The 23,458-nt window shown below is 71.6% G+C and carries 22 protein-coding genes and 1 pseudogene; 15 read left to right on the forward strand and 8 right to left on the reverse strand.

From position 1 onward, the window contains the following. Together A6F73_RS31015 and A6F73_RS31020 are read left to right on the forward strand one after the other, a co-directional pair. A pseudogene (locus A6F73_RS31015) lies at positions 1–204 on the forward strand (thaumatin family protein); the annotation flags it as partial. Between the two features lie 88 nt (positions 205–292). Beyond that, complete coding sequence (locus tag A6F73_RS31020; protein ID WP_244293759.1) at positions 293–1,111, forward strand: glycosyl hydrolase; 819 nt, start codon at positions 293–295, stop codon at positions 1,109–1,111. A gap of 571 nt (positions 1,112–1,682) precedes the next feature. Here A6F73_RS31020 and A6F73_RS41735 read toward each other — a convergent pair. Further along, a complete protein-coding gene (locus A6F73_RS41735) occupies positions 1,683–1,835 on the reverse strand; it encodes a hypothetical protein (RefSeq protein WP_159398601.1) in 153 nt (50 codons plus the stop codon). A gap of 266 nt (positions 1,836–2,101) precedes the next feature. Here A6F73_RS41735 and A6F73_RS31030 point away from each other — a divergent pair, with 266 nt between their 5' ends. Continuing rightward, positions 2,102–2,452, forward strand: a complete 351-nt coding sequence (locus A6F73_RS31030; protein WP_063351706.1) for a beta/gamma crystallin domain-containing protein — start codon at positions 2,102–2,104, stop codon at positions 2,450–2,452. 13 nt (positions 2,453–2,465) lie between these two features. Here A6F73_RS31030 and A6F73_RS31035 read toward each other — a convergent pair whose 3' ends face one another. From A6F73_RS31035 to A6F73_RS31045, 3 genes are all read right to left on the reverse strand, one after another. Then, the gene (locus A6F73_RS31035) at positions 2,466–3,044 is read right to left on the reverse strand and encodes a DUF4389 domain-containing protein (RefSeq protein WP_063351707.1); all 579 of its coding nucleotides are present in this window, start codon (positions 3,042–3,044) and stop codon (positions 2,466–2,468) included. A 582-nt stretch (positions 3,045–3,626) separates the two neighbouring features. Continuing rightward, positions 3,627–3,953: a DUF6299 family protein gene (locus A6F73_RS31040; protein WP_159398602.1), complete on the reverse strand. Its 327-nt coding sequence runs from the start codon at positions 3,951–3,953 to the stop codon at positions 3,627–3,629. Between the two features lie 399 nt (positions 3,954–4,352). Next, positions 4,353–5,315 (reverse strand): zinc-dependent alcohol dehydrogenase family protein, encoded by a 963-nt coding sequence (locus A6F73_RS31045; RefSeq protein WP_063351709.1) that lies wholly within the window; start codon positions 5,313–5,315, stop codon positions 4,353–4,355. Positions 5,316–5,482: 167 nt separating this feature from the next. Here A6F73_RS31045 and A6F73_RS31050 point away from each other — a divergent pair, with 167 nt between their 5' ends. Further along, positions 5,483–6,127: a TetR/AcrR family transcriptional regulator gene (locus tag A6F73_RS31050; RefSeq protein ID WP_063351710.1), complete on the forward strand. Its 645-nt coding sequence runs from the start codon at positions 5,483–5,485 to the stop codon at positions 6,125–6,127. A gap of 745 nt (positions 6,128–6,872) precedes the next feature. Next, a complete protein-coding gene (locus tag A6F73_RS31055) occupies positions 6,873–7,223 on the forward strand; it encodes a hypothetical protein (RefSeq protein ID WP_159398603.1) in 351 nt (116 codons plus the stop codon). Between the two features lie 333 nt (positions 7,224–7,556). Here A6F73_RS31055 and A6F73_RS31060 read toward each other — a convergent pair whose 3' ends face one another. Together A6F73_RS31060 and A6F73_RS31065 are read right to left on the reverse strand one after the other, a co-directional pair. Then, positions 7,557–10,511, reverse strand: coding sequence for a M48 family metalloprotease (locus A6F73_RS31060; protein WP_063351712.1), 2,955 nt, complete (start codon positions 10,509–10,511; stop codon positions 7,557–7,559). Further along, positions 10,508–11,083, reverse strand: a complete 576-nt coding sequence (locus A6F73_RS31065; RefSeq protein ID WP_063351713.1) for a hypothetical protein — start codon at positions 11,081–11,083, stop codon at positions 10,508–10,510. The genes A6F73_RS31060 and A6F73_RS31065 overlap by 4 nt, the downstream gene beginning before the upstream one ends. Positions 11,084–11,815: 732 nt before the next feature. On the opposite strand from A6F73_RS31065, the gene A6F73_RS31075 reads away from it, so the two are divergent. Continuing rightward, positions 11,816–12,388, forward strand: coding sequence for a 3'-5' exonuclease (locus A6F73_RS31075; protein ID WP_063351715.1), 573 nt, complete (start codon positions 11,816–11,818; stop codon positions 12,386–12,388). A gap of 182 nt (positions 12,389–12,570) precedes the next feature. Here A6F73_RS31075 and A6F73_RS31080 read toward each other — a convergent pair whose 3' ends face one another. Then, positions 12,571–13,155 carry a DinB family protein gene (locus A6F73_RS31080; protein ID WP_079136591.1) on the reverse strand — a complete coding sequence of 195 codons (585 nt, stop codon included), beginning with the start codon at positions 13,153–13,155 and terminating at the stop codon, positions 12,571–12,573. Positions 13,156–13,842: 687 nt separating this feature from the next. Between A6F73_RS31080 and A6F73_RS31085 the strand changes: the two genes are divergently transcribed. From A6F73_RS31085 to A6F73_RS31125, 9 genes are all read left to right on the forward strand, one after another. Further along, positions 13,843–15,216, forward strand: a complete 1,374-nt coding sequence (locus A6F73_RS31085; RefSeq protein ID WP_063351717.1) for an NUDIX domain-containing protein — start codon at positions 13,843–13,845, stop codon at positions 15,214–15,216. Between the two features lie 157 nt (positions 15,217–15,373). Continuing rightward, complete coding sequence (locus A6F73_RS31090) at positions 15,374–15,856, forward strand: NUDIX domain-containing protein (RefSeq protein ID WP_063351718.1); 483 nt, start codon at positions 15,374–15,376, stop codon at positions 15,854–15,856. 171 nt (positions 15,857–16,027) lie between these two features. After that, a complete protein-coding gene (locus tag A6F73_RS31095; protein WP_063351719.1) occupies positions 16,028–16,504 on the forward strand; it encodes a GNAT family N-acetyltransferase in 477 nt (158 codons plus the stop codon). Further along, complete coding sequence (locus tag A6F73_RS31100) at positions 16,501–17,013, forward strand: HIT family protein (protein ID WP_244293761.1); 513 nt, start codon at positions 16,501–16,503, stop codon at positions 17,011–17,013. The genes A6F73_RS31095 and A6F73_RS31100 overlap by 4 nt, the downstream gene beginning before the upstream one ends. A gap of 2 nt (positions 17,014–17,015) precedes the next feature. After that, complete coding sequence (locus A6F73_RS31105) at positions 17,016–17,528, forward strand: NUDIX hydrolase (RefSeq protein WP_159398604.1); 513 nt, start codon at positions 17,016–17,018, stop codon at positions 17,526–17,528. A 40-nt stretch (positions 17,529–17,568) separates the two neighbouring features. Further along, entirely contained in the window at positions 17,569–19,614 is a 2,046-nt protein-coding gene (locus A6F73_RS31110; RefSeq protein ID WP_244293763.1) for an ABC transporter ATP-binding protein, read from the forward strand. 406 nt (positions 19,615–20,020) lie between these two features. Continuing rightward, complete coding sequence (locus tag A6F73_RS31115) at positions 20,021–20,821, forward strand: PIG-L family deacetylase (RefSeq protein WP_079136594.1); 801 nt, start codon at positions 20,021–20,023, stop codon at positions 20,819–20,821. A gap of 231 nt (positions 20,822–21,052) precedes the next feature. Continuing rightward, a complete protein-coding gene (locus A6F73_RS31120) occupies positions 21,053–21,292 on the forward strand; it encodes a DUF397 domain-containing protein (RefSeq protein WP_063351721.1) in 240 nt (79 codons plus the stop codon). 139 nt (positions 21,293–21,431) lie between these two features. Next, positions 21,432–22,529 (forward strand): helix-turn-helix transcriptional regulator, encoded by a 1,098-nt coding sequence (locus tag A6F73_RS31125; RefSeq protein ID WP_063351722.1) that lies wholly within the window; start codon positions 21,432–21,434, stop codon positions 22,527–22,529. On the opposite strand, the gene A6F73_RS31130 is transcribed toward A6F73_RS31125, so the two are convergent. Beyond that, on the reverse strand, positions 22,526–23,344 hold the full coding sequence (locus tag A6F73_RS31130) for an SAM-dependent methyltransferase (protein WP_063351723.1): 819 nt from the start codon (positions 23,342–23,344) through the stop codon (positions 22,526–22,528). The two genes, A6F73_RS31125 and A6F73_RS31130, sit on opposite strands and share 4 nt — an antisense overlap. Between the last annotated feature and the right edge of the window lie 114 nt (positions 23,345–23,458).

Consider the following 23,458-nt stretch of genomic DNA (forward strand, 5'->3'; position numbering starts at 1 on the left):
GACCTGACGCGCGGGCCGGACGGCAAGCCGATGCTGTGCACCAACCCCAGCCGGGACACCCCCAGCAGCTACAGCCGCGCGCTCAGCGCGAAGTGTCCCAAGGCCTACACGTGGTCCAAGCAGGACCAGACGCCGGGCAACAAGGTGATGCAGCAGTGCAGCCGCTGCAGCGGCTTCACCGTCACCTTCGGCCCCACCGCGTGAGCCACCCGCCCCGGACCCCGGCCCCCAGACTCCAGGGCCACCGCGGCCCCGTCACGACCGCGACCGCGCGACCGAAGAGAGGAACGCCTTGCCACGCCGAATGCGCCTGTTCACCGCCCTGCTCGCGGTACTCACCTGCCTCACCGTCGGCAGTGCGGCCGACGCGACCGCCGCCCCGGCGAAGAAGAAGGGCGTGAGCGCCTGGAACTTCACCGACGTCACCAAGGCTCTGGCCGACTCCAGGGCCGGCTGGTTCTTCACCTGGGCCTCGGACCGCCAACAGATCAAACCGCCCGCCGGCGTCGAGTTCGTCCCCATGATCTGGGGCGCGGGCTCGGTGACCGACGCACAACTGCGAACAGCCAGGCAGGAAGGCACGACCCTGCTCGGATTCAACGAACCCGACCTGCCGGCACAGGCCAACATGAGCGTGACCAGGGCCCTCGACCTGTGGCCCCGGCTCCAGTCGACCGGGATGCGCCTGGGCGCACCCGCGGTGGCGGGCGGCGGCGACGCCGCGGGCGGCTGGCTCGACCAGTTCATGAAGGGCGCCGCCGCCCGCCACGACAAGGTCGACTTCATCCCCCTGCACTGGTACGGCTCGGACTTCCGCGCCGACGCCGCGACCGGTCAACTGCGCAGCTACCTCCAAGCCGTGTACAACCGCTACAAGAAGCCGATCTGGCTCACCGAGTACGCCCTGATCGACTTCTCCAGCGGCACCCCGAGGTACCCGACACCGGAACAACAGGCCGCGTTCGTGACGAAGTCGACCGCCATGCTCCAGGGACTCCCCTTCGTCGAGCGCTACGCGTGGTTCACCCTCTCCGCGGACCGTGGCGGCACCGGCCTCTACAACCGGGCGACCCCCAACCGGGTGGGGACCGCCTACCGCGCGGCCGGCTGAGCACACCCCACCCCCGTCCACGCACGGACGCGGGCGACCACGACGCCCGGACCGGCGCAGAACCAGGAGTGTCGGCGAGCCCGGTGGGTGGACCGACGTGTCCACCCACCGGGCGACGGCTCGCGGCCGATCGGCTCGTCGCCGATCGGCTCGGCCCGTCGGCCGCCCCTGCGCCGGTCCGGGGAATTCCCCAGGCCGTCACCGCCCACGAGCGCGCCGCTCGTCACGGCCCGTACGGGGCCGCCGCCAAGGCCGCCCCATCGACGCAAGGCGGCAACGTCGGCAACAGCCAGGACGGATCCGGCGCCCAAGCCGGCCGGCCAGCCGCCGGCGAACGGACCGATGCGCTCCTCCAGCATGCCGAACGCCCGGCCCCGGGCCCGCCCGACCTGACAGCCCCCGCAGTCGTCGACCACACCGAGACGGCGCAGCCGGGCGTACTCCCCGGTGTCCTTCCAGCAGCGCCCCGACAGATCGGAGGCGATGGCCAGACGGCCGAACGGCGGCAACGGTGGCGGTGGCCGGCCCCGGGCCTCGTTCCCCGGCTCCGTCACGCGGGGCCCGCCGGCGGTCAGCCCCCGGCGGGGCCGAAGAGCTCGGGCGCCGACCACGGCCCGTCCGGGCCCGCCTGGTGGATCCGCGCCAGGACCGACGACTGGTACCCGATAGTGAACACCTCCAAGGCGCCGTTGGCATCCGCGGCGGCGGCGCCCAGGCGCAGCACGGCGAGCAGGTCCGTAGACGAAACGACCCGCCGTCGCCTTCCTTTGAGGAGCAAATCGGCCCGGCCCGGACGGCCATGCGGGTCCGTGTGACAGGTGTGGCAGGTGTGACAGGTGTGGAATTCGGCTCAGCAAAGTCCCGCAAAATTCCCGGCAATTGGAATGATGTCCGAAAATCGTTACACCAGGTTGCGACCTCAACACCTCTTGTTAGTGTCCCTTCAGTTCGACTCGCATGCCCCACCTCACACACCAGGGAGTTTGCGTCATGCTGAAGCGACGAATCGCCGTGGCCGCAGGGGTCGCCATGATGGCTCTGGCCGTCGGCACCGTGCCCGCCCACGCGACCAACGAAGTCAACTTCGCCGAATGCCTGTTTGCCAGCGACTACTTCACCATCGGCATCACCAACGACAACGGCACCGGTTTCAGGAGGTGCTTCGCGAACGCCGGCGACATCTGGATCGACCAGAGGTCGGTCACGAGTTTCAGCAGCGGCAACAACGCCGGGTACTTCGAGTACGAGCCCGGAGACGGCTCCCTCTACCGCCACACCTTCGGCAAGAACCAGGCCATCACCAAGAACTACGGCACCGTCACGACGCTCCACATCAACTGAACCCACCGGCCGGTCACAGGGAGCCGCGCCCCTGGGACCGGCCCCCCACGGGGAGCCGTCCCTCGGCGCAGCCGGCGGCGGGCGGGCCCTGTGGCACGCGGTCGGCGAGGCCCGGGACGAGGGGCCCGAGGACGCTCTGGGTGGGGTTGGTGACCTCGTCGTTGTCGAAGTCGTCGTCCGAGTTCACCGAGGCGGTGACCGACCCCATCGCCCAGGAGGCCAGGCCGAGGAGGAGGAAGAGGACGAGCAGGCCGCGCCCGGCGCCGCCGAGGACCAGCGGACGGGTGGCCGACGCCGGGCCCTCCGGTTCGCTGCCCGGCTCCTCGCCGAACATGCGCTTGGGGCAGGCCGACGAAAGCATCGTCAGGTAGGCGGTGTAGCGCATCCGGTAGCGCAGGACCGCGACCGTCGCCTCGTACAGCGGCTGCGGCATCCGGCCGAGGGCCAGGACCAGGACCACGAGCCAGACCACGAACGGCGCCGTCCACCAGCCCGCGTACGCAAGGCCCTGCACGATCGAGGCCGGGATCACCAGGACGATGCGGAAGTCGAGCGCCCCGGGCCGCAGCCGACTCAGCCCGTCGTCCGCCATGACGAGACCGGCGCTGGCGGCGACGTCGAGCGCGTGCTCGCAGTACGCCGCCGGTGTCCTCGGCTGGTCCGGGCGCAGCGCGGCGAGTTCGGTTCCGGACGGAAGCGTGGTGACGGCGGCGCGGCGTCCGGCGGCGGTGGGGCACCACAGGGTGCGGCCGTCCGGCCAGGGGCAGCGGATACCCGCCGATACGCTGGTGGCCGGGTACCCTACGCCGACGAGCGCGGGGACCCGGCCATTGCCGCGGGGCGCAGCCCAGGGTGTCGACGGTGCGGATCGGCTGGGCGCTGCCGGCGCTGGTGGCCTCGGCCACCGCCCGGCTCTGCCCGTCGGTCATCTCCGGGAGGCGGTCGGCGGCGACCACGGCCGGGACGGACTCGGCCATCGTCCTGGCGGCTCCCCGGAAGACGAGCGGATCGGGGCGGCTGGGCAAGGCGTTTCGGGCCGGGCTCGTGGGACTCCGCGGAGAACGGGCTCTGCCTGCCGATGTCCGCCCTCCGCGCGCCGGTGCTCCCCCACCAGGTCGTCCGCGGTCACGTCACGACGAGCACGAGTCCGTCCCGCGTGCCGACGGGCCCTGCGTCACTGCGCAGCAGCCTGCAGATCGACGCTCTTCCGATCGACCGCGAGCGTGACAATGCGCGGGAAGCCATTGCTCCCTGTTTCCCACCGCTGCAAGCGCGTAGTGACCTCGGCCTGACCGACCCTCACAAGAGGCCCCGGGTTGGGCCTGCCATGGTTGACCCACACGTGTTCGGCACCGTCACAGATGACAGACGTGCCGATGGCGACCCTGTCCCCCACCGAGCTGTTGACGACGGCGTAGGAAGAAGGCCCTGAGCAGCGGTAGGTACCCGAGAGGGTCACAACCGCCTCGCTGTCGACCGTACCGGTGGAGTTGAGGGACACCGTGCCGGTGAAGTCGGCGGGTGCCGTCCCCGAGACGGCCGCCTGGGCCGGGGAAGCGGCCCAGAACCCCGAGAGCAACGTGATGGATACGACTGTGGACAGAGCAGCAGAAGCAGAGCGACGCAACGAACTTCCCCTGACCGAACGATCATTGACTTGTCTAGACCTGTGGTCGGGACCGTACCACCCAGCCCGGAACCATCCGACACGAACTCATAACTCTTCACCCACAGGTCATCCAGGTCGGGACACAACACGGCGGCACACCCCGAACACCCGGACGGAAACGCCCGGGTACGGCCGACCCCGCACACCAGCCCCTCAACGGGAGTCACCCGCCGGCGCGGACCAGGTCGGCCTTGCTGCGGTAGTGCGCCGCGAACACCGTTCCTGCCCGGCTCAGGGCGCCAACACGACCCTGCCGAATACCTTGCCCGCGTCCATTGCTCGGTGAGCCAGCACCGCCTGGTCCAGCGGCAGCACCTCGTGCACGACCGTGCGCAGGTCCCCGTGCACGGCATCATCGAACTGGGACGACCGCACCGCCTGCCTGTCGGAGCCGGGCACGGTGTCGGAGCTGAAGGTGGCGAACGACAGCGACTTGCGGAAGGCGTCCATCAGCCGCATGCCGAAGTCCGCCGGCGGCTGCCCGCCGACCACGCCGACAGCCACATACCTCCCGTTCGGGTTCAACCGGTCCAGAAACAGGGAAAGCTGAGGACCCCCCACGACATCGATCACCACGTCGAAACCCGCCGGTGCGTCCGAGCCGCCCTCGCCGGAGCGGTCGAGGACATGGGTCGCGCCCAGGTCCCGCAGGCGGGTGCCACGCTCCGCCGATGAGGTGGTGACCGCCACCGCGCCCGCACCGCCCTTGGCTGCAAGCTGAACCGCTGTGATCCCGATGCTGCCCGCCGCACCGCGCACGAGCACCGTCTCGCCGGGCGCGAAACGAGCGCGGTCCAGGGCGAAGTGGGCGACCACACCGGAACCGCCGAGAGTCACCGCGTCCGCGCCGGTCAGGCCGTCAGGCAGCAGAAGGACGTCCTCGACCGAGGCGACGGCCTGCTCGGCATACCCGCCGGACAGGCCGGTGAACGCCCACACCCGCCGCCCCATCCACGAAGCGTCCACGCCCTCTCCCACCGCGGTGACGCTACCCGCCACCTCGCTGCCCAGGAGATGGCCCTCCCGGAAGCCGTACGCGGCGAGCGTTCCCCGGCGGATCACGGCGTCCACGCCGCCTACCCCGATGGCCTCCGTGGTGATCCGCACCTGCCCCGGGGCAGGGACGGGCACGGGCAAGTCGACGACCTCCAGACCGTCAGGGTTTCCGAACTCCCTGATCACGACGGCTTTCATCTCTGCTCCTTAGGCCGGTGAACGAACGGGCCACAACTGCTGCGACCGTGAGCGGCGAGCCCGGCTCCCCAGCCCGAGGCACCACCAGCAGGGTGGCGGGGCGGGGCGGCGTCACCGCCATCGGACCGTAACGGACGCCCCCGTCCAATTGGCTAAAGTGAGAGGCCATGACCGACCGTTTGCCTCACATCGCGCGCTCCGACGCCCGCGACAACCGGGCCCGCATCCTGGACGCCGCCCGCGCGGTGTTCAGCGAGGAGGGCCTGAACGCGCCCATGCGCGAGGTCGCCCGACAGGCAGGCATCGGCCCCGCCACGCTGTACCGGCACTTCCCGACCAAGCAGGCACTGATCGTGGAGACCTTCGCCGAGCAGCGGCGAGCCTGCCACGCCACCGTCCGCGACGCCCTCGCAGACCCGGACCCGTGGCACGGATTCCGGAGCCTGGTCGAGCGCATCTGCGAACTCCACGCACACAGCCGGGGATTCGCCGACGCCTTCATGACAGCCTTCCCCGAGGCCATGGACTTCGCCGCCGACCGAGAACGGACCTCGCGCAGGGTTGCCGAACTGACACGCCGCGCCCAGGACACCGGCCAGCTCCGCCCCGGCTTCGTCGTCGACGACCTGATCCTCATGCTCATGGCCCACCGGGGCCTCCAAGACGCGCCGCGTGCCGCCCGGCTCACGTCCTCTCGCCGCTTCGCTGCCTACGTGATCGAGGCGTTCCGCGCCGCACCGGAGACGGGAGCGCCTACACCGCTGCCGCCAGCACCACGCCTGCGGCTCGCATACTCGCCCAGCACGCAGTAGACCCGCCACGACGAGGTCCGTCATGGGGAGCGGCCGGGCGGCACCGCGAAGGTGTCGTCATGCCGCGGGCTCTGCCCACCGCGCCGAGGTGCCGAATCCCGCCATCACCCGGACGGCGTAGCGTGAAGGGTTCTCACCAGCCCCTGACCTGCGGCAACACCCGAAACTCACCGGATCCGAGGCGAAACTCACCAGCGGCCCGGGACGAGATTCACCGCCCCCCGCCGCCCGGTCGTTTCAGGTGAAGTTCCACAAGCGTGGCGCCCCGGGCCGCTGCGCCCCGGGAAGCCTCCTGCGTGACGGCTGCTCGCCCGAAGTGGCCGCGCCCCGTCACGGAGAATCCCCATGAGCCTCGCCCCGCGCTCCGCTGCGCTCGTAGCCGCCGCCCAGTCCGTCGCTGCACTGGCCGGTCCGGCTCCCGCCGCAGCCGGCCCCACCCCCATCGCTTCGCAGCCCCCGGCCGGCCGGTACCTCAACCTGCACCAGTGCGTCTACAACAGCCCGCTCGGGGCGAGCAACTTCGACCTCATGACAACCCTGGTCCCGAGCCTGGACGGGCGGTTCAGGGCCGGAACGGACGTCTCCGACACCCCCGGTCCCCGCCGCCGCCTGCGGCCCCGGGGACGGGCGCTACGAGCCCAACGTCTACACGGCCGCCGAACCCTACGACCTGACGTCCGGGCACTACCTGAACCTGCACCAGTGCATCTTCTGGAGCGACTTCGACCAGGACCACCTCACCTCGGTGGTGGGAACCACCGAGGTCAAGTTCGTCGCCGGCACCAACATCTCCAACTCCCCTGACACCACCGTCAGCTGCGGCGGCGGAGGCACCGACCACCCCATCCCCCTGCTGTCGAGCGCCACAGCCCTGGACCTGACCGCCGGGCGGTACCTGAACCTGCACCAGTGCATGTACTACTTCGACGGTTACCGCGACCACCTCACGACCTTCGCCCCGAGCGGAGACGGACGCTTCAAGGCCGGGACGAACATCTCCAACACCCCCGACACCAAGCCCTCCTGCGGCCCCGGCGACGGGCGGTACCAGCTGATCCCGGTGCTCTCGGGCGTCAAGGCCCTCCTCATGCACTGAGGACCGCCGCGCAACAGCCGGCCCCGCACTCACGAGGGCGCGGGGCCGTGGTGGCCGATCGCCGGGCCCAGGGCCGGCAAGCGGGCTCGTGCCAGGTGGTCCGGACGCTCCTTCCGGCCCGGATCACGGGTGTTCTCACGGGTCAGCGGTGCAACCCGGTGGGAGCCGGCCGATTCCCAGGGGCGGGACGTCGCCCGGGAAACCGGCCACGCCCACACCCCGCAACTCCAGGATCTCCTTGGTGCACGAGCGGGACGGGCGACGCCCTTCGCGTCCAACGGCAGGACGTCGAGCGCGTCGTTCCCCTCCGCCCCCAGGATGGGTGACGTGGCGTCAGATACGTGGTTGGGGCGGGGCGAGGGGAGGGCGGGTGAAGACGGGGTCCTTCGGGTCGTCGACGATCTGCTTGACGCGGGCGGAAGCATCGAGAACGGCCCTGGCGGCCTCCAGCAGGTCCGTCATAGAGGTGAGGAAGGTGTCGGTGTCGGCGCGGTCGACGGCCTCGGTGCAGCTCGGGCCGGCGGCGAGGGCAGTTGTGCCGAACCGGTGCCACGATGCCTGCGCGGTCGGGTCCGGGACCTGGAAATAGTAGGGCTCCCAGCTGGCGACGTTCCGCAGGTCCGCGCAGAGCGGGCGCACTGTGGCCAGCAGGGCGGGGGTGACGTCGATGCGTCGGTCGTGCTGGGCCTCGGTGAGGGCCTTCAGCAGCGCGGTGTTGTCGGCCATCGCGTGTTCGAGCAGGTATCGGCCGCCGACGCGGTACCAGGCGCGGACCTGGCGGCGGCGCATGTCCGGCGTCACCGCGAGCGTCGGCAGCCCCATCGACTGCTGGAACGCGGCCTGCGTGGCGGGCGTCACCGTCTCTGCGGGCGTCAGGAGTTGGTCGTGGATGTCGGCGACGACGAGGACGGTCGCGGTGGCGAGTGCCACGGCGCAGGTGCCGTGGCCGATCGTCGGCAGGACGCCGGGCCGCCGGCCGGACCGGAGGTCGACGACCGGGTCGGAGCCGACGCGGCGCGGTGTCCCCCTGCGGGTCACCCGGCGGGTCACCCGGCGGCCGAGCGCGGCGAGGGCGGTGACCAGCAGGGCGGTGACCGGGGCCAGCAGCAGCGCCGTGTGAATGACCAGATGGAACGTCAGGCCGCCCTGCAGCTGCCGCCAGGCGGGCCGCCAGCCGCAGCCGCCGTTCAGGACGGCGAGCGGTCCCAGGCACCCGTCGGTGGACATCAGCAGCACTGTGCAGCCGAGGCCGAGCAGGGTGGCAGTGCCGGAGGCGACCAGGGCCGCGGGCAGCCGGAAGGTCGGTGCGCGGGCCGCGACCACGGCGGCGGCGGCCGCGCCGAGAACGATCGCCGCCAGGCACCAGATCGCGTAGCTGAAGGCGTACAGGCCGCCGCGCCGGTCCGCGCCCACGTGGAGGTGGTGCAGCCAGAGGTGGACGGCGCCGACGCCGAGGACGGCGAGCGCCCCACCACCGAGCGCGGCGCCCAGGGCGCGGCGCAGGGACGGCGGGCGCGGGGACGGCGGGCGCGGGCCGGGCGCGGCGTCCGGGGCTGCCCCCGGCCTGCCGGCCGCCCACAGGGCGAGCGGGACAGCCCACGCTGCGACGGCGGCGAGCGGGACCAGCGGCACCCGGACCACGTCGCGCAACACCGGGAGCACCTGTGCCATCAGGGCGGTGGTGTCCGGGCGGACCGTCCCGGTGCCAGGGAACCAGCGGACGACGGCCTGCTGGGCGCCCCCGCGGTCGAACCAGGAGCCGTGAGCGAAGGACGCACCGTAGTAGTCCCACCAGGTGAGCCAGGCCGACAGCACCAGCCACCCCGCCACCAAACCCAGCGCCAGCGGGAAGCGCAGTGACCGCCCCGGCCGGACAGTGGCCGCCAGCCGGGCGCACTGGGCGGTCCAGCAGGTGAAGCCGACGGCGGCGGCCACCACCAGGCCCAGCGCCCACCAGCCGACCGGCAGCCACAGCCCTCCGGTGGACTGCCCGTTGAGCACCGATCCGGCGGCCATCCCCGCACCCAGCCAGAGCCCGCCTCGCACACCGGTAGGGCAGCGCAGGCCGAGCACGGTGGCCCGGACCACCGCCCGCCACAGCAGCAGCGCCGTGGACGTCGACACCACCGCCGCCGGGAGGGCCCCGACGGCCTGGTAGAGCCAGCCGTTCATCATCGCCATGTGCGGCACGAAGTGCCACATCAGGTGGTAGTTCGTCAGGGAGGCGATCATGCCGATCAGGAACATCAGCAGCGCCCTGACCTCGAACAGCGGAGCCGGGTCCGCGAGCGCGTCGCGGCGGACCTCCCAACGCGGATGGATCCGCACCGTCTCCATCGCGGCGTCCGCCCACCTCCGCACCCCGCGCAGGCTCTCCCGCACGGGCATGGTGGCCCACACATGCTCCAGCGGCGCGCCCCACCGGCGCGCCGTGAGATCGGCGTGCAGCTCGCGGCTGCGCAGCACGTCCGCGCGGACGACGGAGATCACCAGTACGGTCAGCACCGGCAGGACCAGCTGACGCGAGTTCATCGCGGTGAACAGCGGGGCGCCCGCCGCCACCAGCCGGACGCTCACCCAGAGCGTCACCAGCACGTACGGGCACAGCACCAGGACGAGGAAGGAGCGCCACAGCGCGACAGTGGCGTAGGTGACCGTCAGGTCTCGGTTGGCGACATGGGCGAGCTCGTGCAGCACGACGGCGTCGAAGGTGTCCGGGTCGGTGTCGCGGCAGGCGACCAGGGCGCCGTTCAGCCGCAGCCGGGGACGGCGGTTGCTGCCGAACACCGCGCCGCCCCGGGTGAGCGCGGCGGGGGCCACGAACAGGGCCGGCACCCGGTCGACCCGGTCGGCCGCCAGCTCCCGGACCCGCGTGCCCACCGCGCCGGTGCGGTCGACCCCGGCCAGCTCAACACAGAGCCCGGGCCTCTGCTTCCAGCGCGGCAGCACGGACGCGACGGCCGCCGCGAGCACCAGCACGGCGGCCGGTCCGAGCAGGATCTGCCACCACGGCAGCGGCGGGTCGTCGAGGGCGATACACGGCAGGTAGGCGAGGGCCTGCCCCGTCGTTCGGAGCGTCCCGCCCCACGTGCCGAGCCGGTCGACGTCGACCCCGGCCGCCAGTAGGCAACCGGTCGAACTGCCCGGACGGAAGTACATCAGGACCGGCAGCAACATCGATCCGCTGGACGCCACGATCAGCACCAGCAGGAGGCCGAAGCGGGCGCTGGTGCCCGCGCCCAGGACCCGTTCGTCGAGGGCGGCCGGGCGCGGCCCGGCACCGGTCATCGTTCCCCCGGCACGTGGCCCGGGCCGCCCTCCGCCGCCTCGTCCGGCCGTTCGTCCGGTTGTTCGTCCGGCTGTTCGTCCGGGTCGGCCAGTGCGAGACCGGCCACCACGCCGTCGGCGATCCGCAGTCCCAGGTCCGGGGAGAGCCCGGCTTCCCCGGCCGCGTCGAGCACCATGCGGTGGACCAAGCGCTGCTGATCGCGGGTCAGTGGCGGGATGACCTCGGGAGCCGACCGGCGCCGCCGCACCCGCCGCCGTACCCGCCGCCACAGCGCCGACGATCCGCGCGAGGCGACCTCCACCAGGTTCTCGGCGAGCTTCTCGCGGGCCCGGTCCAGGGTCAGCCACAGCAGCGGGGCCACCAGCGGAGCGATCTCGGCGAGACCGAAACCGAGCGGATCACGGTCGCCGCGCCGCCGTCGCAGCCGTCGCAGCCGGGCGAGCACCTCGGCGTCGCTCCGTCGCAGCAGGCCGTCGACCATGACCGCCTCCTCGGGCGCGCAGACGGCGACCACGTCCCGTACCAGGTCACGGACCCGGACCCCGACCGCCTGCTCAGATGGCGAATTCAACTGTCCTCCCGTCGAAGGAAACGCGTTTACTCCACTGCTCCACTACTCCGCGGCGGACTCTCGGTCTGTTGCGAACGACCTCGACGCGACTCGGTCGCGCGAGCGGTCGAACCCGAAGGCACTGTCGAAGAGGGCAGCGGCCCTGGTCACTTCCGCCACGAACCGGGTGGCCCGGTCATGGGCCGCCCAGATCTTGACCTGATGCTCCCGCCAGTAGGGGTGTACCCGAGTCGAGTTCGGCGACTCTTCGGTCGAGGTGGGCGCGTCCCGGGAGGCGCGGGACATGGCCTCGCGCACTGGCGCGACAAAGAGCAGGAGGGCGTTGCCTACGAGCCGACGGCTGCGGCTACGGCTACGGCTGCGGGAGTCACGAACAGTTCGGACGCCCTGTTCGAAGGAAGCAAGGCACGGGTTGCCGTCGTTCTCGAACGTCTGCTTGATATGCGGGAGTTGGCCCCGTTGATCAACCCTCGGACTCAGGACGCGCTCGCCGCCATGCTCCCTCGAAGTCATCACGGCCGATCTCCCTGGCCACGTATTGCGGATCATGAAGATCGAACGGCGCATTGAACGGCCAGTCCTCAACGCTCGTCTTGACTGAACCACCGTCCCGGCTGGTCTCGACCTGCCGCAACCGCCGTCCGTACCCGGGGGTGCGGGGCCGCGGCGCATCCGCGCCCCGGCAGGCAAAACCAGGTGCCGCGGCCGCCGCTCCTCCCTACGCTTCCCGCCATGGACAGCACCGGGGCCGAGCGCCTCCTGAACGTCGTGGACGTCGAAGCAACCTGCTGGGCCGGCGGCCAACCGCGGGGAGCGGTCAGCGAGATCATCGAGATCGGACTGACCGTCGTCGATCTGGACGCCGGCGAACGCCTCGCCCGCCACCGGATCCTGGTGCGGCCCGCCCGATCCACGGTCAGCGAGTTCTGCACGGAACTGACCGGCCTCACCCAGCACGAGGTCGACACAGGGGTCGGCTTCGCCGAAGCGTGCCGGCTCCTGGCGGCCGAACACCACGCCGGGGCACGCCCGTGGGCCAGTTGGGGCGACTACGACCGCAACCAGTTCACCCGGCAGTGCCAGGCCACCGGGACGCCGTATCCCTTCGGCCGGCACCACACCAACGCCAAAACGACCTTCACCGAGGCATACGGCCTGCGCAAACGCCCCGGCATGGCGAAGGCCCTGGAGCTCGCCGGACGGCGACTCGAAGGCCGTCACCACAGCGGCGAGGACGACGCCTGGAACATCGCCGCCCTCGTGCTCCACCTGTCCGAGCGGGGCGTCTGGCCGGATCCGTGCTGACCACTGGATTGCCGACCATCGTCAGCGCCTGTGCCTGTGCCAGGTGATGGATCACTGGGTTCCGATGCTGTCAAGGTAGGGAGACAAGCCGCCGCCAGCAGATGAGTGCGCATCCGCGAGTGAGGAAGGCTTCGTGGATGTCGTCACAGGAGTAGAGCTCTCCAAACGCCCGCTTAGGCTCGTCAGGGTGTGCCCACCGCCGCCCTGGCGGCCCGCTCGACCTCGGCGAACCGGGACTGCCGGAACGCGGCGTCGGGCTGCGAATTCGCGTGGCTCGCCTCGGTCCCGGTGGCGCCGTCGAGGTGCTCGCGCAGGATGTCGGCGTGCCCGGCGTGCCGGTTGGTCTCGGTGAGCACGTGCACCAGGACGCTGAACAATGTGACGTTCGGACGGGGCCACCAGGGCACGTAGCCCGGTGCCTCGACGGTGAGGGCGTCGATCGTCGCGTCGGAGTGCTCCGCGACCCGGCGGTACCGGCCGACGATCTCCTCGCGGGTCTCGTGCTCGGTCACCCACATCGCCTCGGCCCAGAGCCGCTCGTCGTCCCACCGACCCAGCGGCTCCGGGCACGGGCGGCCGAGGACGTTGCCGAAGTACCGGTACTCGATGTTCGTGAGGTGCTTGACCAGTCCGAGGAGGCTCGTGCCCGAGCCGGTCAGAGGTCGGCGGACGTCGTATTCGGACAGCCCGTCGAGCTTCCAGACCAGCGCCTCCCGGACATCGCGCAGATCACTGTGCAAGTACTCCTTGGCGAATTCATCGATCACGGGGACGCAGTCTGCCATGCACGGTCCGTGAGACCGGCCCCGGGCCCGACAGGCAGACGACGAGGAACCGGCACTGCGGGAAGCCGGGACCGATCGCTCCGCATCCGTTGGTCCGGGGCCCTGATGAATGAACAGAAGAACTCGACAGGGAAGCACACGGCATCGCCGGCCCCCTCGCCCTGCTTGCCCCTTGCACTGCGCCACGGTGCGGAGGTGGACGGCCGGCGCTCGACGATCATCCGAACGGGTGAATCCGGCGACGGCTACGCGCTGCCTGACCTCCTCGGCTGCCCGGGCGTCCGTGACCGCCTCGAACCCGGTCTGACAGCCGGGCTCGAACAGGCTCTCGCCGCCTGCGCGCTGGGCTCCGCACCTGTACGAGCCCGTCCGTGGCCAGTTGGAGGACGCCCTCGGCCGCGCCCGGAGGTGCTCGAAACCTCCCCGTTCGACCCGGGCTCGCCCGGAGGTAATCCGCTTGAACGCCGCGCTCGAACAGCACCATCATCGGAGACCGCCAACCTCTAGGAGGTTCCTTAACTCAGCTCCGCAGAAAGAAACTTGGACGTCGGATCGCCTTCTTCCAGCACACTTGCGCGCCCGCGCGCCGACGGTGTTCGGAGGAGCTGCGGCGAAGACCGGCACCGACCGGCGGAACACACCCGCCCGAGAGACCGAGGAGCCCACCCGGTGATCGACTTCGACATGCTGACCGGCCTCGCCTTCCGCGAGGGCGCCGAACGGATCGGCGTCGGCGTGGTGGTCCGCGACACCTGCGGCCGGATCCTGATGATCCGCCGGGCCGCGCACGACGTCCTGCCCGGCCTGTGGGAGTACCCGGGCGGCGGCCACGAGGACGGCGAGCCCGTGGCGGCGGGCGCGGCGCGGGAACTGGCCGAGCAGACCGGGCTTGCCGGGCTGCCGCTGGAGTACGCGCGGAGCCTGCACCTCACCGACCCGAACGGCCGGCGCGTGCGGCAGTTCGTCTTCGCCACCGTCGTTCCGGAGGGCACCCCGGTCGTCCTCTCCGGCGACCACGACTCCCACCAGTGGGCTCCAGCGGACCGGCTGCCCACGACCAGCGACGGCCAACGCGCGGTGATCGAGTGGCTGACCGGCCGCCTGGCGATCCCGGGCTGGCGGCCGGTCGGCGGCTACCTGACCACCATCGCCCGGCCCAGCGCCTACGGCTCCTTCCTGGTCACCGACCCCGCCGGCCGCGTCCTCGGGATGCGCTCGACCGTCGACCCGAGCGTGTGGAACATGCCCGGCGGCAACGTCGAGCACGGCGAGAGCCCCTTCGACGCCGCGCTGCGCGAAGCCCGGGAGGAGCTGGGCCTGGACCTGGCCGCGGAGAACCCGCAGGTGCTCCGGCGGCGCCTGGTCGCCGTGATCCACACGCAGGCCGACGCCGACTACCCGGTCCCGGTCGCCGGCTACGTGTTCGACGGCGGCACGCTGACCGTGGAGCAGCAGGCCCGGATCCGGCTCGATCCGGCCGAGCACACCGAGTTCCGGTTCGAGACGGCCCACGACTGGCGCTCCCGGATGACCCCCGTCCACTACCAGCGGCTCCGGCAGGTGCTGCGCGCCCACCGCTGCGGCGTCCCGCTCTACCTGGAGCGCCCCGCCCCGGATGGCGACGACTTCGAGGGCGTCCTGGTCTTCGTCACCGACCGCGCGGGTCGACTGCTGATGCACCTGCGCGAAGACAGGCCGGGCATGGCCTGGCCCGGCTACTGGACTCCGATCGGCGGCTGGCGCGAGGGGGACGAGAACGCCGAGGAGAGCGCGGTGCGCGAGGTCCGCGAGGAGGCCGGCGTCGAGATCACCGGGCTGCGGACCCTCCCCGGCCCGCACCAGGACCTCGGCCTCCCGCTCACCCGCGTCCTGCACGCCGTCCGGGACGGCCCCGAGAGCGACCTGCGGCTCGGTGACGAGGGCCTGGCCGTGCGCATGGTGCCCTTCGACGAGGTGCTCGATCTGAAGGTCCCGCCCTACCTGCACCACTACCTGCCGCTGCTCGCCGCAGCGGCCGACCAGCCCACCGGGGAGGCCTCGTGACCCGGCCCAGCCCCGTCGGCCCCGTCGGCCGCCCAGCCGACCCGTGCGCGTGATGCTCCAGCTCACCCCGCACCGCCCTGGAGCCGCTGCACGGACCGGCGTCGGCCCCGTGAAGTCCCCAAGTCCCCTTTGATCGAGCGCCCTTGGAGGTAGTGCTGTGGAGAGCCTGCGACAGGCGGTGGCCGTCATCGTCCACGACCGGAGTGGCGGCCGGGTCGCGACGATCAACTACGCGACGAACAGTTGGAGCACGACGCCGGTGTGGACGATCCCCGGCGGCAAGGTCGAGGTCGGCGAGCGCCTGGACGAGGCCGCCGCCCGTGAACTGGCGGAGGAGACGGGGCTGGAAGTCGACCCGCGCGACCTGCGGCTGGTCCACACGATCCAGGTCCGCCAGGGCTGGGACGGCAAGGGTCCCTTCCTGCTGTCGGTGTTCCTCGCCACCGCCTGGCAGGGCGAGTTGACGAACACCGAACCCGGCAAGCACCTCGCCGTGGTGTGGTCGCCCGCGGGCGAGCTGCCGCTGCCGATGTTCCCGTCCTCCCACGCCGCCCTGTCCGCGTACCTGTCCGGTGGCCGCGGGTTCTCCACCCACGGCTGGGCCGAGGGGGCCGACCCCCGCGACCTGGTCCAGGACTGAGGAAGGCACCGTCACCTTCCCCACCCCAGCCGGATCCCGTACGCCTACCACGCCGTGCAGCGGCCCGACGGCGGCACCGACCGACACCTCGTCCGCCTCGTCCGCCTCGTCCGCCTCGGCCTCCCCCGACAACCACCCGAGTGACCCACCGAACCCCGGAGGCAGTCCCGCATGACCGGATCCCCCGTACGCCCCGCCGGCCCCGAGGACGCCGACGAACTGCTGCGCCTGCGCGTCGCGGTGCTCGACGGCGCCCGGCTCACCGACGACTGGCGCACCACCTTCCGCGACGACATGCGCGAGCGGCTCGGCACCGACCCGAACCTGCTCGCCTATGTCGTCCCCGCCGACGACGGCACGCTGGCCTCCTGCGCCATCGGCATCGTCTACCGCGGCTACCGCGGCCCCACCCACCCCACCGGCCGGTGGGCCCGGATCCACACCGTGGCCACCGACCCGGCCCACCGACGGCGCGGGCACGCCCGCGCCGTCACCACCGCCCTGGTCCAGGCACTGCGGCACAGCGGCTGCGGATCGATCGAGCTGCGCGCCACCGAAACCGGAGCCCCGCTCTACCGCACCCTCGGATTCGACCCCGTCGACGGCTACATGGCGCTGCGCCCCGGTGCAGAAGGCTGGACGCGGTGACCGCCTTCGACCTCGACGCCTACAACGAGCGGGCCCGCAACGGCCCCTGCTTCATCTGCTCGATGCTCGCCGGTGAGCCCGGGTACGAACACCGGATCGTCCTGGACGACGGCGTGCACGTCGCCTTCCTCGACCGCTATCCCACCCTGCCCGGCAAGCTCCTGGTCGCCCCGCGCACCCACGTCGAGGACACCATCAGCGGCTTCACCGAGGACCAGTACCTCGCCCTGCAGTTGGTCGTGCACCGGGTGGCGACCGCGCTCGCCGCGACCGTCCCCACCGAGCGCCTCTACGTGCTGAGCCTGGGCAGCATGCAGGGCAACGCCCACGTCCACTGGCACATCGCCGCCCTACCGCCCGGCATCCCGTACGAGCAGCAGCAGTTCCACGCGCTGATGGCCGAGGGCTCGGGCATCCTGCCCGACGACCCCGGCCGGGCCGAACGCCTCGCCGCCGACCTGCGCACCCGGCTCGGCCACCCCTGCCGTCACGACCAGCGAGGAGCCTGACCGTGGTCTTCGTCCCGCCCGAGCGGTTCGTCCCCACCCTGCCGCACGGCATCTCCTATGCCGGCGTCTTCCTGACCGACCGCCACGACCGGCCGCTGCTGCTCACCTCCGTCCACCACCCGGGCGAATACCAGTACCCCGGCGGCCTCCTCGACGACGGCGAGGACCCGTGGACGTGCGCGCTGCGCGAGACCGCCGAGGAGATCGGCTTCGTCCCCGCCGCCCTCGACGACGCCCCTCGCCTCCTGATGCTCTCCTTCACCCCGCCGGAGCCGCCGTGGCCCTGGAAGATCGGCGTGACCTTCGACGGCGGCCGGCTCACCGACAAGGAGCTCGAACGCATCACCCCCGACCCCGCCGAGCACAGCGGTCACGCCGTCCGCACCGTCGGGGAGTGGGGGCGCATCGTCACCCCGCGCCGACTGCGCACGCTCCGCGCCTCGCTCACCGCCCGCCGCACCGGCGTCGCCGAGTACCTCGTCTCCGAACCCCGCCGGCCGGGCGAACCCGGATGACGCCCCTGCCCCGCCTCAACCGCACTGTGGAGGAGAGCGCTTGAAGTCCCGTCCGTCCGAACCCCCGCCGGCCGAACCCGCGCCGTTCGAACCGCCGCCGGCCGAACCCCCGCCGGCCGACCACGTCTCCGACAGTGAGCAGTTCCTGTTCGGCGGACGGCTGCTCCCCGACTGGGGGTTCACCTCCCATGAGCAGACCATGCTCAGGATCAGCTTCCTCACGGTCGCCCGCCAGATCCCCGGCATGCTCCGCACCGCCCTGCGCCTGGCCTGGCAGGCCGACCGGGTGGCCCTGGTGTCCATCGCCGTCGCCGAAACCGGACGGGCGCTGGCCTCCGCCTTCGGCCTGCTCGCCACCAACCGCGCCCTCGCCTCCCTGTTCGCCTCCGGCAGCACCGACCAACTGCTGCGCGCGGCCCTGCCGGCCGCCCTCGCCATCGGCGGCGCCTCCGCGCTGTCCGCGGTGCTGGGCGTGGTCTCCTCCTGGGCGGGAGGCCGGCTGGAGCCCAAGACCGAGCGGGCCGCGACCGTCGCCTACCTGCGCCGCGCGGCCCGCGTGGAGCTGGCCGCGGTGGAGGACCCCGAGTTCAGCAGACTGCTGGAATCCGCCAGGTACGGCACGGCGGCCGTGCGGCGCCTGATCGGCCAGAGCATCGCCGTCCTCACCGCCCTGCTCGGCATGGTGGCCGCCGGCGGCGTCCTGCTCACCCTCGACCCGGTGCTGCTGCCCATGCTGGTGCTCATCGCCGCGCCGAAGGGGTGGGGCGCGGTCCGCTCCGCCCGGCGCCGCTACGGCTCCGTGATGGCCTGGCTCCAGCACCACCGGGCCGCCAGTCTGCTCGCCCAACTGCTCACCCAGCCGCACTCCGCGCCCGAGGTCCGCGTCCACGCCATCGGCCCGTTCATCCTGGGCCACTACATCGCGATGGCCGAGGCGTCCGAGCAGGAGCAGAACCGCCTCGCCCGCGCCACCGCGACCACCTCCCTGCTCGCCTCCGTCCTCTCCGGGCTGGCCGCCGCCGCGACCTTCGCCGTCCTGGGCTGGCTCGTCCACGACGGGCAGATGGCGCTCGCCGTCGCGGGCACCGCCGTCGTCGGCATCCGCACCGGCGCCGCCGACATCACCTCCCTCGTCGGCACCGTCAACAACCTGTACGAGGAGGCCCTGTTCGTCACCGACCTCGACCGCCTCCAGCGCGAGGCCGACCGGCGCGCCATCCCCGCCGGCGGCACCGACCTCCCGCGCCGCCCCGCGGCCATCACCCTGGAGGGAGTGACCTTCACCTACCCCGGCCGCACGAGCCCGGCCCTGTCCGACATCACCCTGCGGATCCCGCGCGGGCAGGTCGTCGCCCTGGTCGGCGACAACGGCTCCGGCAAGTCGACGCTCGTCAAGATCCTCACCGGCCTCTACCTGCCCGATGCCGGCCGGATGCTGTGGGACGGCGTCGATGCCGCGACCGCCGACCGGGACCAGCTGTTCGCCTCCTCCGCCGTCCTCGAACAGGGCTTCCAGCAGTGGCCGCTCACCCTGCGGGCCAACGTCCTGATCGGCCGACCCGAACACGGCGACGACCCGGCCCTGCTCAAGCGCGCGGCCGACTACGCCGACCTGCACCCGATCATCGACGCCCAGGACAACGGCTGGGACACCCTCGCCGCCCGCGGCTTCAAGGGCGGCGTCCAGCTGTCCGGCGGTCAGTGGCAGCGCGTCGGCATGGCCCGCACCCACCACCGGGCCACCACCACCGGGCCCGGCGGACGCCCCACCCACCTCGTGATCGCCGACGAGCCCACCTCCGCCCTCGACGCGAAGTCCGAGATCGCCGCGTTCACCCGCATCCGCGAACTCGCCGACCAGGGCCTGACCGTCATCCTGATCACCCACCGCCTCGCCGCCACCGCAGGCGCCGATCTCATCTACGTCCTGCGCGAGGGCCGGCTCACCGAACAGGGCACCCACGCGCAGCTGATGGCCGACCCGAACAGCGGCTACCGCTCCTCCTACCTCCTCCAGGCCCGCCAGTACGCCACCGAGATCCCCGACCAGCGGGACAGGACCGCACCCGCCGCCGATCCCGCCTGACCACGCACCCGAAACGGAGCAGCCGATGCCCACCTGGGACGAGATGTGCGCCGCCGCAGGCGAAGTCCGCGACCTCTACGACGAGATCAACCGGCGCAAGCTGGGCCGCACCTGGGGCCTGTCGGACTTCGTCCTCGGTTTCACCGGCGACGTCGGCGACCTCGCGAAGCTGGTCATGGCCCACCAGGGCCACCGCGCCGACGTGGCCGCGAGTGCCGGGGCGATCGGCCACGAGCTGTCCGATTGCCTGTTCTCGCTCATGGTCATCGCCCAGGAGACCGGCGTCGACCTCGCAGACCGGTTCACCACCGACATGGCCGCCCTCGCCGCCCGTCTTCGCCCCGGGCAGCCGTCACCAGCCGCTCGCCCGGCGCCGGCCGAACAGGGAAGACCTGCCGTGCCACCCCTGCCGTCCCTGCTCGCCGTGCTCGCGCACCCGGACGACGAATCGCTGCTCGTCGGCGGCGCCCTCGCCCAGCACGCCGCGTCCGGGGCCCGGACGGCTGTCGTCACCGTCACGTGGGCCGAGGGCAGCCACCGCGCCGCCGAACTCGCCGAGGCCCTGGACATCCTGGGCGCCGGCGGACCGAGGATGCTCGGCTACGCCGACGCCCGCGTCCCGCAGTCCGCTCCCGGCCGGCCGCGGCTGTGCGACGCTCCCGTCGACCGCGTGGTCGAGGACATCGTGCGGCACATCCGAGCGGTTCGGCCCGACATCGTGCTGACCCACGACGCCTACGGGCAACTGACCGGCCACCCGGACCACCGGCAGACCCACCGGGCGACCCTGCTGGCCGTCGCCGCCTCCGGACTCGAACACCTCTACCCGGACGCCGGGGAACCCTGGCAGCCCGCCGCCGTCCACCTGGCCACCCACCCCCACTCGGCGATCGCCGACCTCGGGCCCCTCCTGAACCGGGTCGGCAAATCCGTGCTGAGCGTCCCGGACACCTTGGCCGACGTGACATGCGATGTACGCCAGTGGCTGGACCAGAAGTGGGCCGCGATCACGGCCCACCGCAGCCAAGTCGAGGGAGAGCGCCCGCTCCCCGGAATCCTGGCCCGCCTGCCCGAGGACGTCAGGTATCGGATCCTCGGAACCGAGCACTACACGTCGCTCACCGCGCCGTCCCGGCACTCCCCGACTCCGGGCGGGATCGGCCTGACGGACCGACAGGCACCAGGATGCAGCCCCCGATGCCGGTAACCGCCCTCCCCGCCCCCGACCATGCCGCGCCGATCAGCAGCCGAATTTAAGCAGATAATCGCTATTCAGATCCCCCATTCGGCCGGTGCGGTGTTCGAAAATAAATGGCTAGCATTCATGGCTCACGGGGTGCTGCAATTGCAGCACCCCAGGCTGTCCGAGGGATGTCCGGATCGGGCTCCGGTCATACCCGAAGGCCGCCAGTCGAGTACGTCGAATGCGGGAGGTCACATGCAGGGCTTCACCAATGGAATGTCGGCCGCGCTGATCGAGGATGTCGCCTGGGTCAAGGCGCAGGCGAGCTACGGAGACGGTGGCGAGTGCGTCGAGCTGGCCGGGCTGCCGACCGGCGACGTGGCCATCCGCAACTCCCGCGACCCAGAGGGTGCCGCCCTGATCGTCACGCGCGGTGAGATCAGGGCGTTCCTCGACGGCGCCAAGCGGAACGAGTTCGACCACTTGATCGCCTAAAGGGAGATTCAAGAATCAGATAAGTCAGATTAGCTTCATATTCTGACCGGGATTCTGCCGCGTGACGGCACGCGGGCACGGCGTGTGGGAGGATGTGGGCCATTGGTGTCAGGCCACCCGAATCGCCTACGGAGTCCGCGTGTCGTCCATTTCCAAATCTGCCGAATTTCCCGCCGACGAGCGCCCCATCGGCGCTCGCGCGGCCGAAGGCGAGAGCCCGCTCCAGCCCGCGGAAGGCTCCAGCGACCACGGCCTCGCCGCCGTCCTGCCGCTGAACCCTCGCGCCGAGAAGCCGGCGCCGCCGGTGCGGGGCACTCCCACGGCGGACCGGGTGGTCCTGGGAGAACGCCTGCGCCGGGCCCGTGACCGGCGAGGCCTGTCCCAGGAGCGGGCGGCCGCGCACGGCAAGATCCTGCTGCCGGAATCCAAACTGTCGTACTCGACGCTGTCGCGCATCGAGTCCGCCAAGACGCCGGTCTCCGGCGAGATCGTCGCCACCCTCGCCGAGGTCTACGGAATCGACTCCAGGGAACTGCGGGAGCTACAGGACCTGGTCGAGCGGGGCCGGCAACTCGAATGGTTCGAGGCCCCGGAGTGGGAGGGTGCTGTCGCCGCGCACTGCAGCACCTACCTGGGGCTGGAGCCGGTCGCCCGGGAGCTGCGTTCCTACCAGACCACGATCATCCCCGGGCTCCTGCAGACACCGGACTACGCCTGCGGCATCATCGCCGGCCACCACCTGGCCGTCGACGAGAAGCGCGCGGAGCACAGGGTCCGCGCCAGGATGGAGCGGCAGCGGCGCTTCTTCGCTTCGCCGCCCGCGCGAACGGTCCTCATGATCAACGAGCTCGCGCTGCAGCTGACGATCGGCGGTCCCGCCGTCATGGCGGCGCAGGTGCGTCACCTGCTGCACGTGGCGGACATGCCGAGCGTGAAGGTACGCGTCGTGCCACTCGACCAGACCATCGCAACGCCCGTCAGCGGTCTCACCCACCTGATGTTCCAGCCCGAGGGACCGCCCGAGATGGTCTACATCGAAGGCCTCAGCTCGTCCACCTACCACCCCGCCGACACCGGGGAGCCCAGCGCGCGCAAGAAGGTGCGCAAGGGCAAGAACGCCAGCGCGGACATGGAATCCTACGTACAGCTGATGTTGAAGATCAGCCAGGGCGCGGCCCACCGGCGGCGCAGCATGGACATCCTGACGCAGGCCTTGAAGCGGTTCGAGGGACGTTAGTCGGCCGACTGAGGATGCGGAACGCGGGCGATGCCCCCGTACTGCTGCCACTGGCTGGAGCGCAGGGCCTGCTGAAGGGCTGACTCGGGGCGCCAGTCGGCGACGTCGACCAGGCCGGGCTGTTCGAGGGCCAGGCCGTCGAAGTAGGCGTCGACCTCCCACTGTTCCCGTACCCGGCCCCAGAGTTCGCCGGTCTGCTCGGCCATGATCCTGGTGACGTCGCCACGCAGCTGTGGGTCGCCGCTGACGGCGTGGCTGATGACCACGAAACTGCCCGAGGGCAGGCGCTCGACGATGCGTCGCACTACGCTGCGCGGCTGGGCGGAGTCCGGAAGGCATTCCAGCGAGGCGACGAACAGGACGGCGGTCGGCTCGTCCGGACGCAGCAGTTCCTTGACGGCCGGGTGCTCGAAGATGCCTTCGGTGTCCGTCATGTCGGCGTTGAGCATGGCGGTGCGGTCGTTCTCGTCCAGGGATTCGCGACCGTAGGCGATCACGATGGGGTCGTTGTCGACGTAGACGACGCGCGACCTAGGGTCGACGGCCTGGACGATCTGGTGGACGTTGAGCGTCATCGGCTGGCCCGAACCGCAGTCGAGGAACTGGCGGATGCCGTACTCGGCGGCCAGCGCCCGCACCACGCGGTGCAGGAACGACCGGTTGGCGAGTGCGAGTGCGTCGACGTCCGGCACCCGCTCGCGCAGGCACTCGGCGGCGGCGCGGTCGGCGTCGAAGTTCAGGCTCCCGCCCGCCAACACGTCGTAGATGCGTGCCGAACTGGGCACGGTGACGTCGATCTCACGTTTGGACCCCACAGCGCCCCTCGCTCCTGGCAACCATCGCAGGCCGCACGGCTGTTGAGCGCCCATTGTAAAGATCGCATGACTGAAAGCGCCACGTGCCTGACGGTGCATCACCCAAAGGGGGTG

The organism is Streptomyces sp. MJM8645, from assembly GCF_001625365.1.
GTDB lineage: Bacteria > Actinomycetota > Actinomycetes > Streptomycetales > Streptomycetaceae > Kitasatospora.

Excerpts from the sequence above, each read along its gene's own strand:
- A6F73_RS31120 (WP_063351721.1), top strand. The coding sequence starts at position 21,053 with ATGCAGGGCTTCACCAATGGAATGTCGGCCGCGCTGATCGAGGATGTC.
- A6F73_RS31050 (WP_063351710.1), top strand. The coding sequence starts at position 5,483 with ATGACCGACCGTTTGCCTCACATCGCGCGCTCCGACGCCCGCGACAAC.
- A6F73_RS31035 (WP_063351707.1), bottom strand. The coding sequence starts at position 3,044 with ATGGCGGACGACGGGCTGAGTCGGCTGCGGCCCGGGGCGCTCGACTTC.
- A6F73_RS31030 (WP_063351706.1), top strand. The coding sequence starts at position 2,102 with ATGCTGAAGCGACGAATCGCCGTGGCCGCAGGGGTCGCCATGATGGCT.
- A6F73_RS31075 (WP_063351715.1), top strand. The coding sequence starts at position 11,816 with ATGGACAGCACCGGGGCCGAGCGCCTCCTGAACGTCGTGGACGTCGAA.
- A6F73_RS31095 (WP_063351719.1), top strand. The coding sequence starts at position 16,028 with ATGACCGGATCCCCCGTACGCCCCGCCGGCCCCGAGGACGCCGACGAA.
- A6F73_RS31045 (WP_063351709.1), bottom strand. The coding sequence starts at position 5,315 with ATGAAAGCCGTCGTGATCAGGGAGTTCGGAAACCCTGACGGTCTGGAG.
- A6F73_RS31060 (WP_063351712.1), bottom strand. The coding sequence starts at position 10,511 with ATGACCGGTGCCGGGCCGCGCCCGGCCGCCCTCGACGAACGGGTCCTG.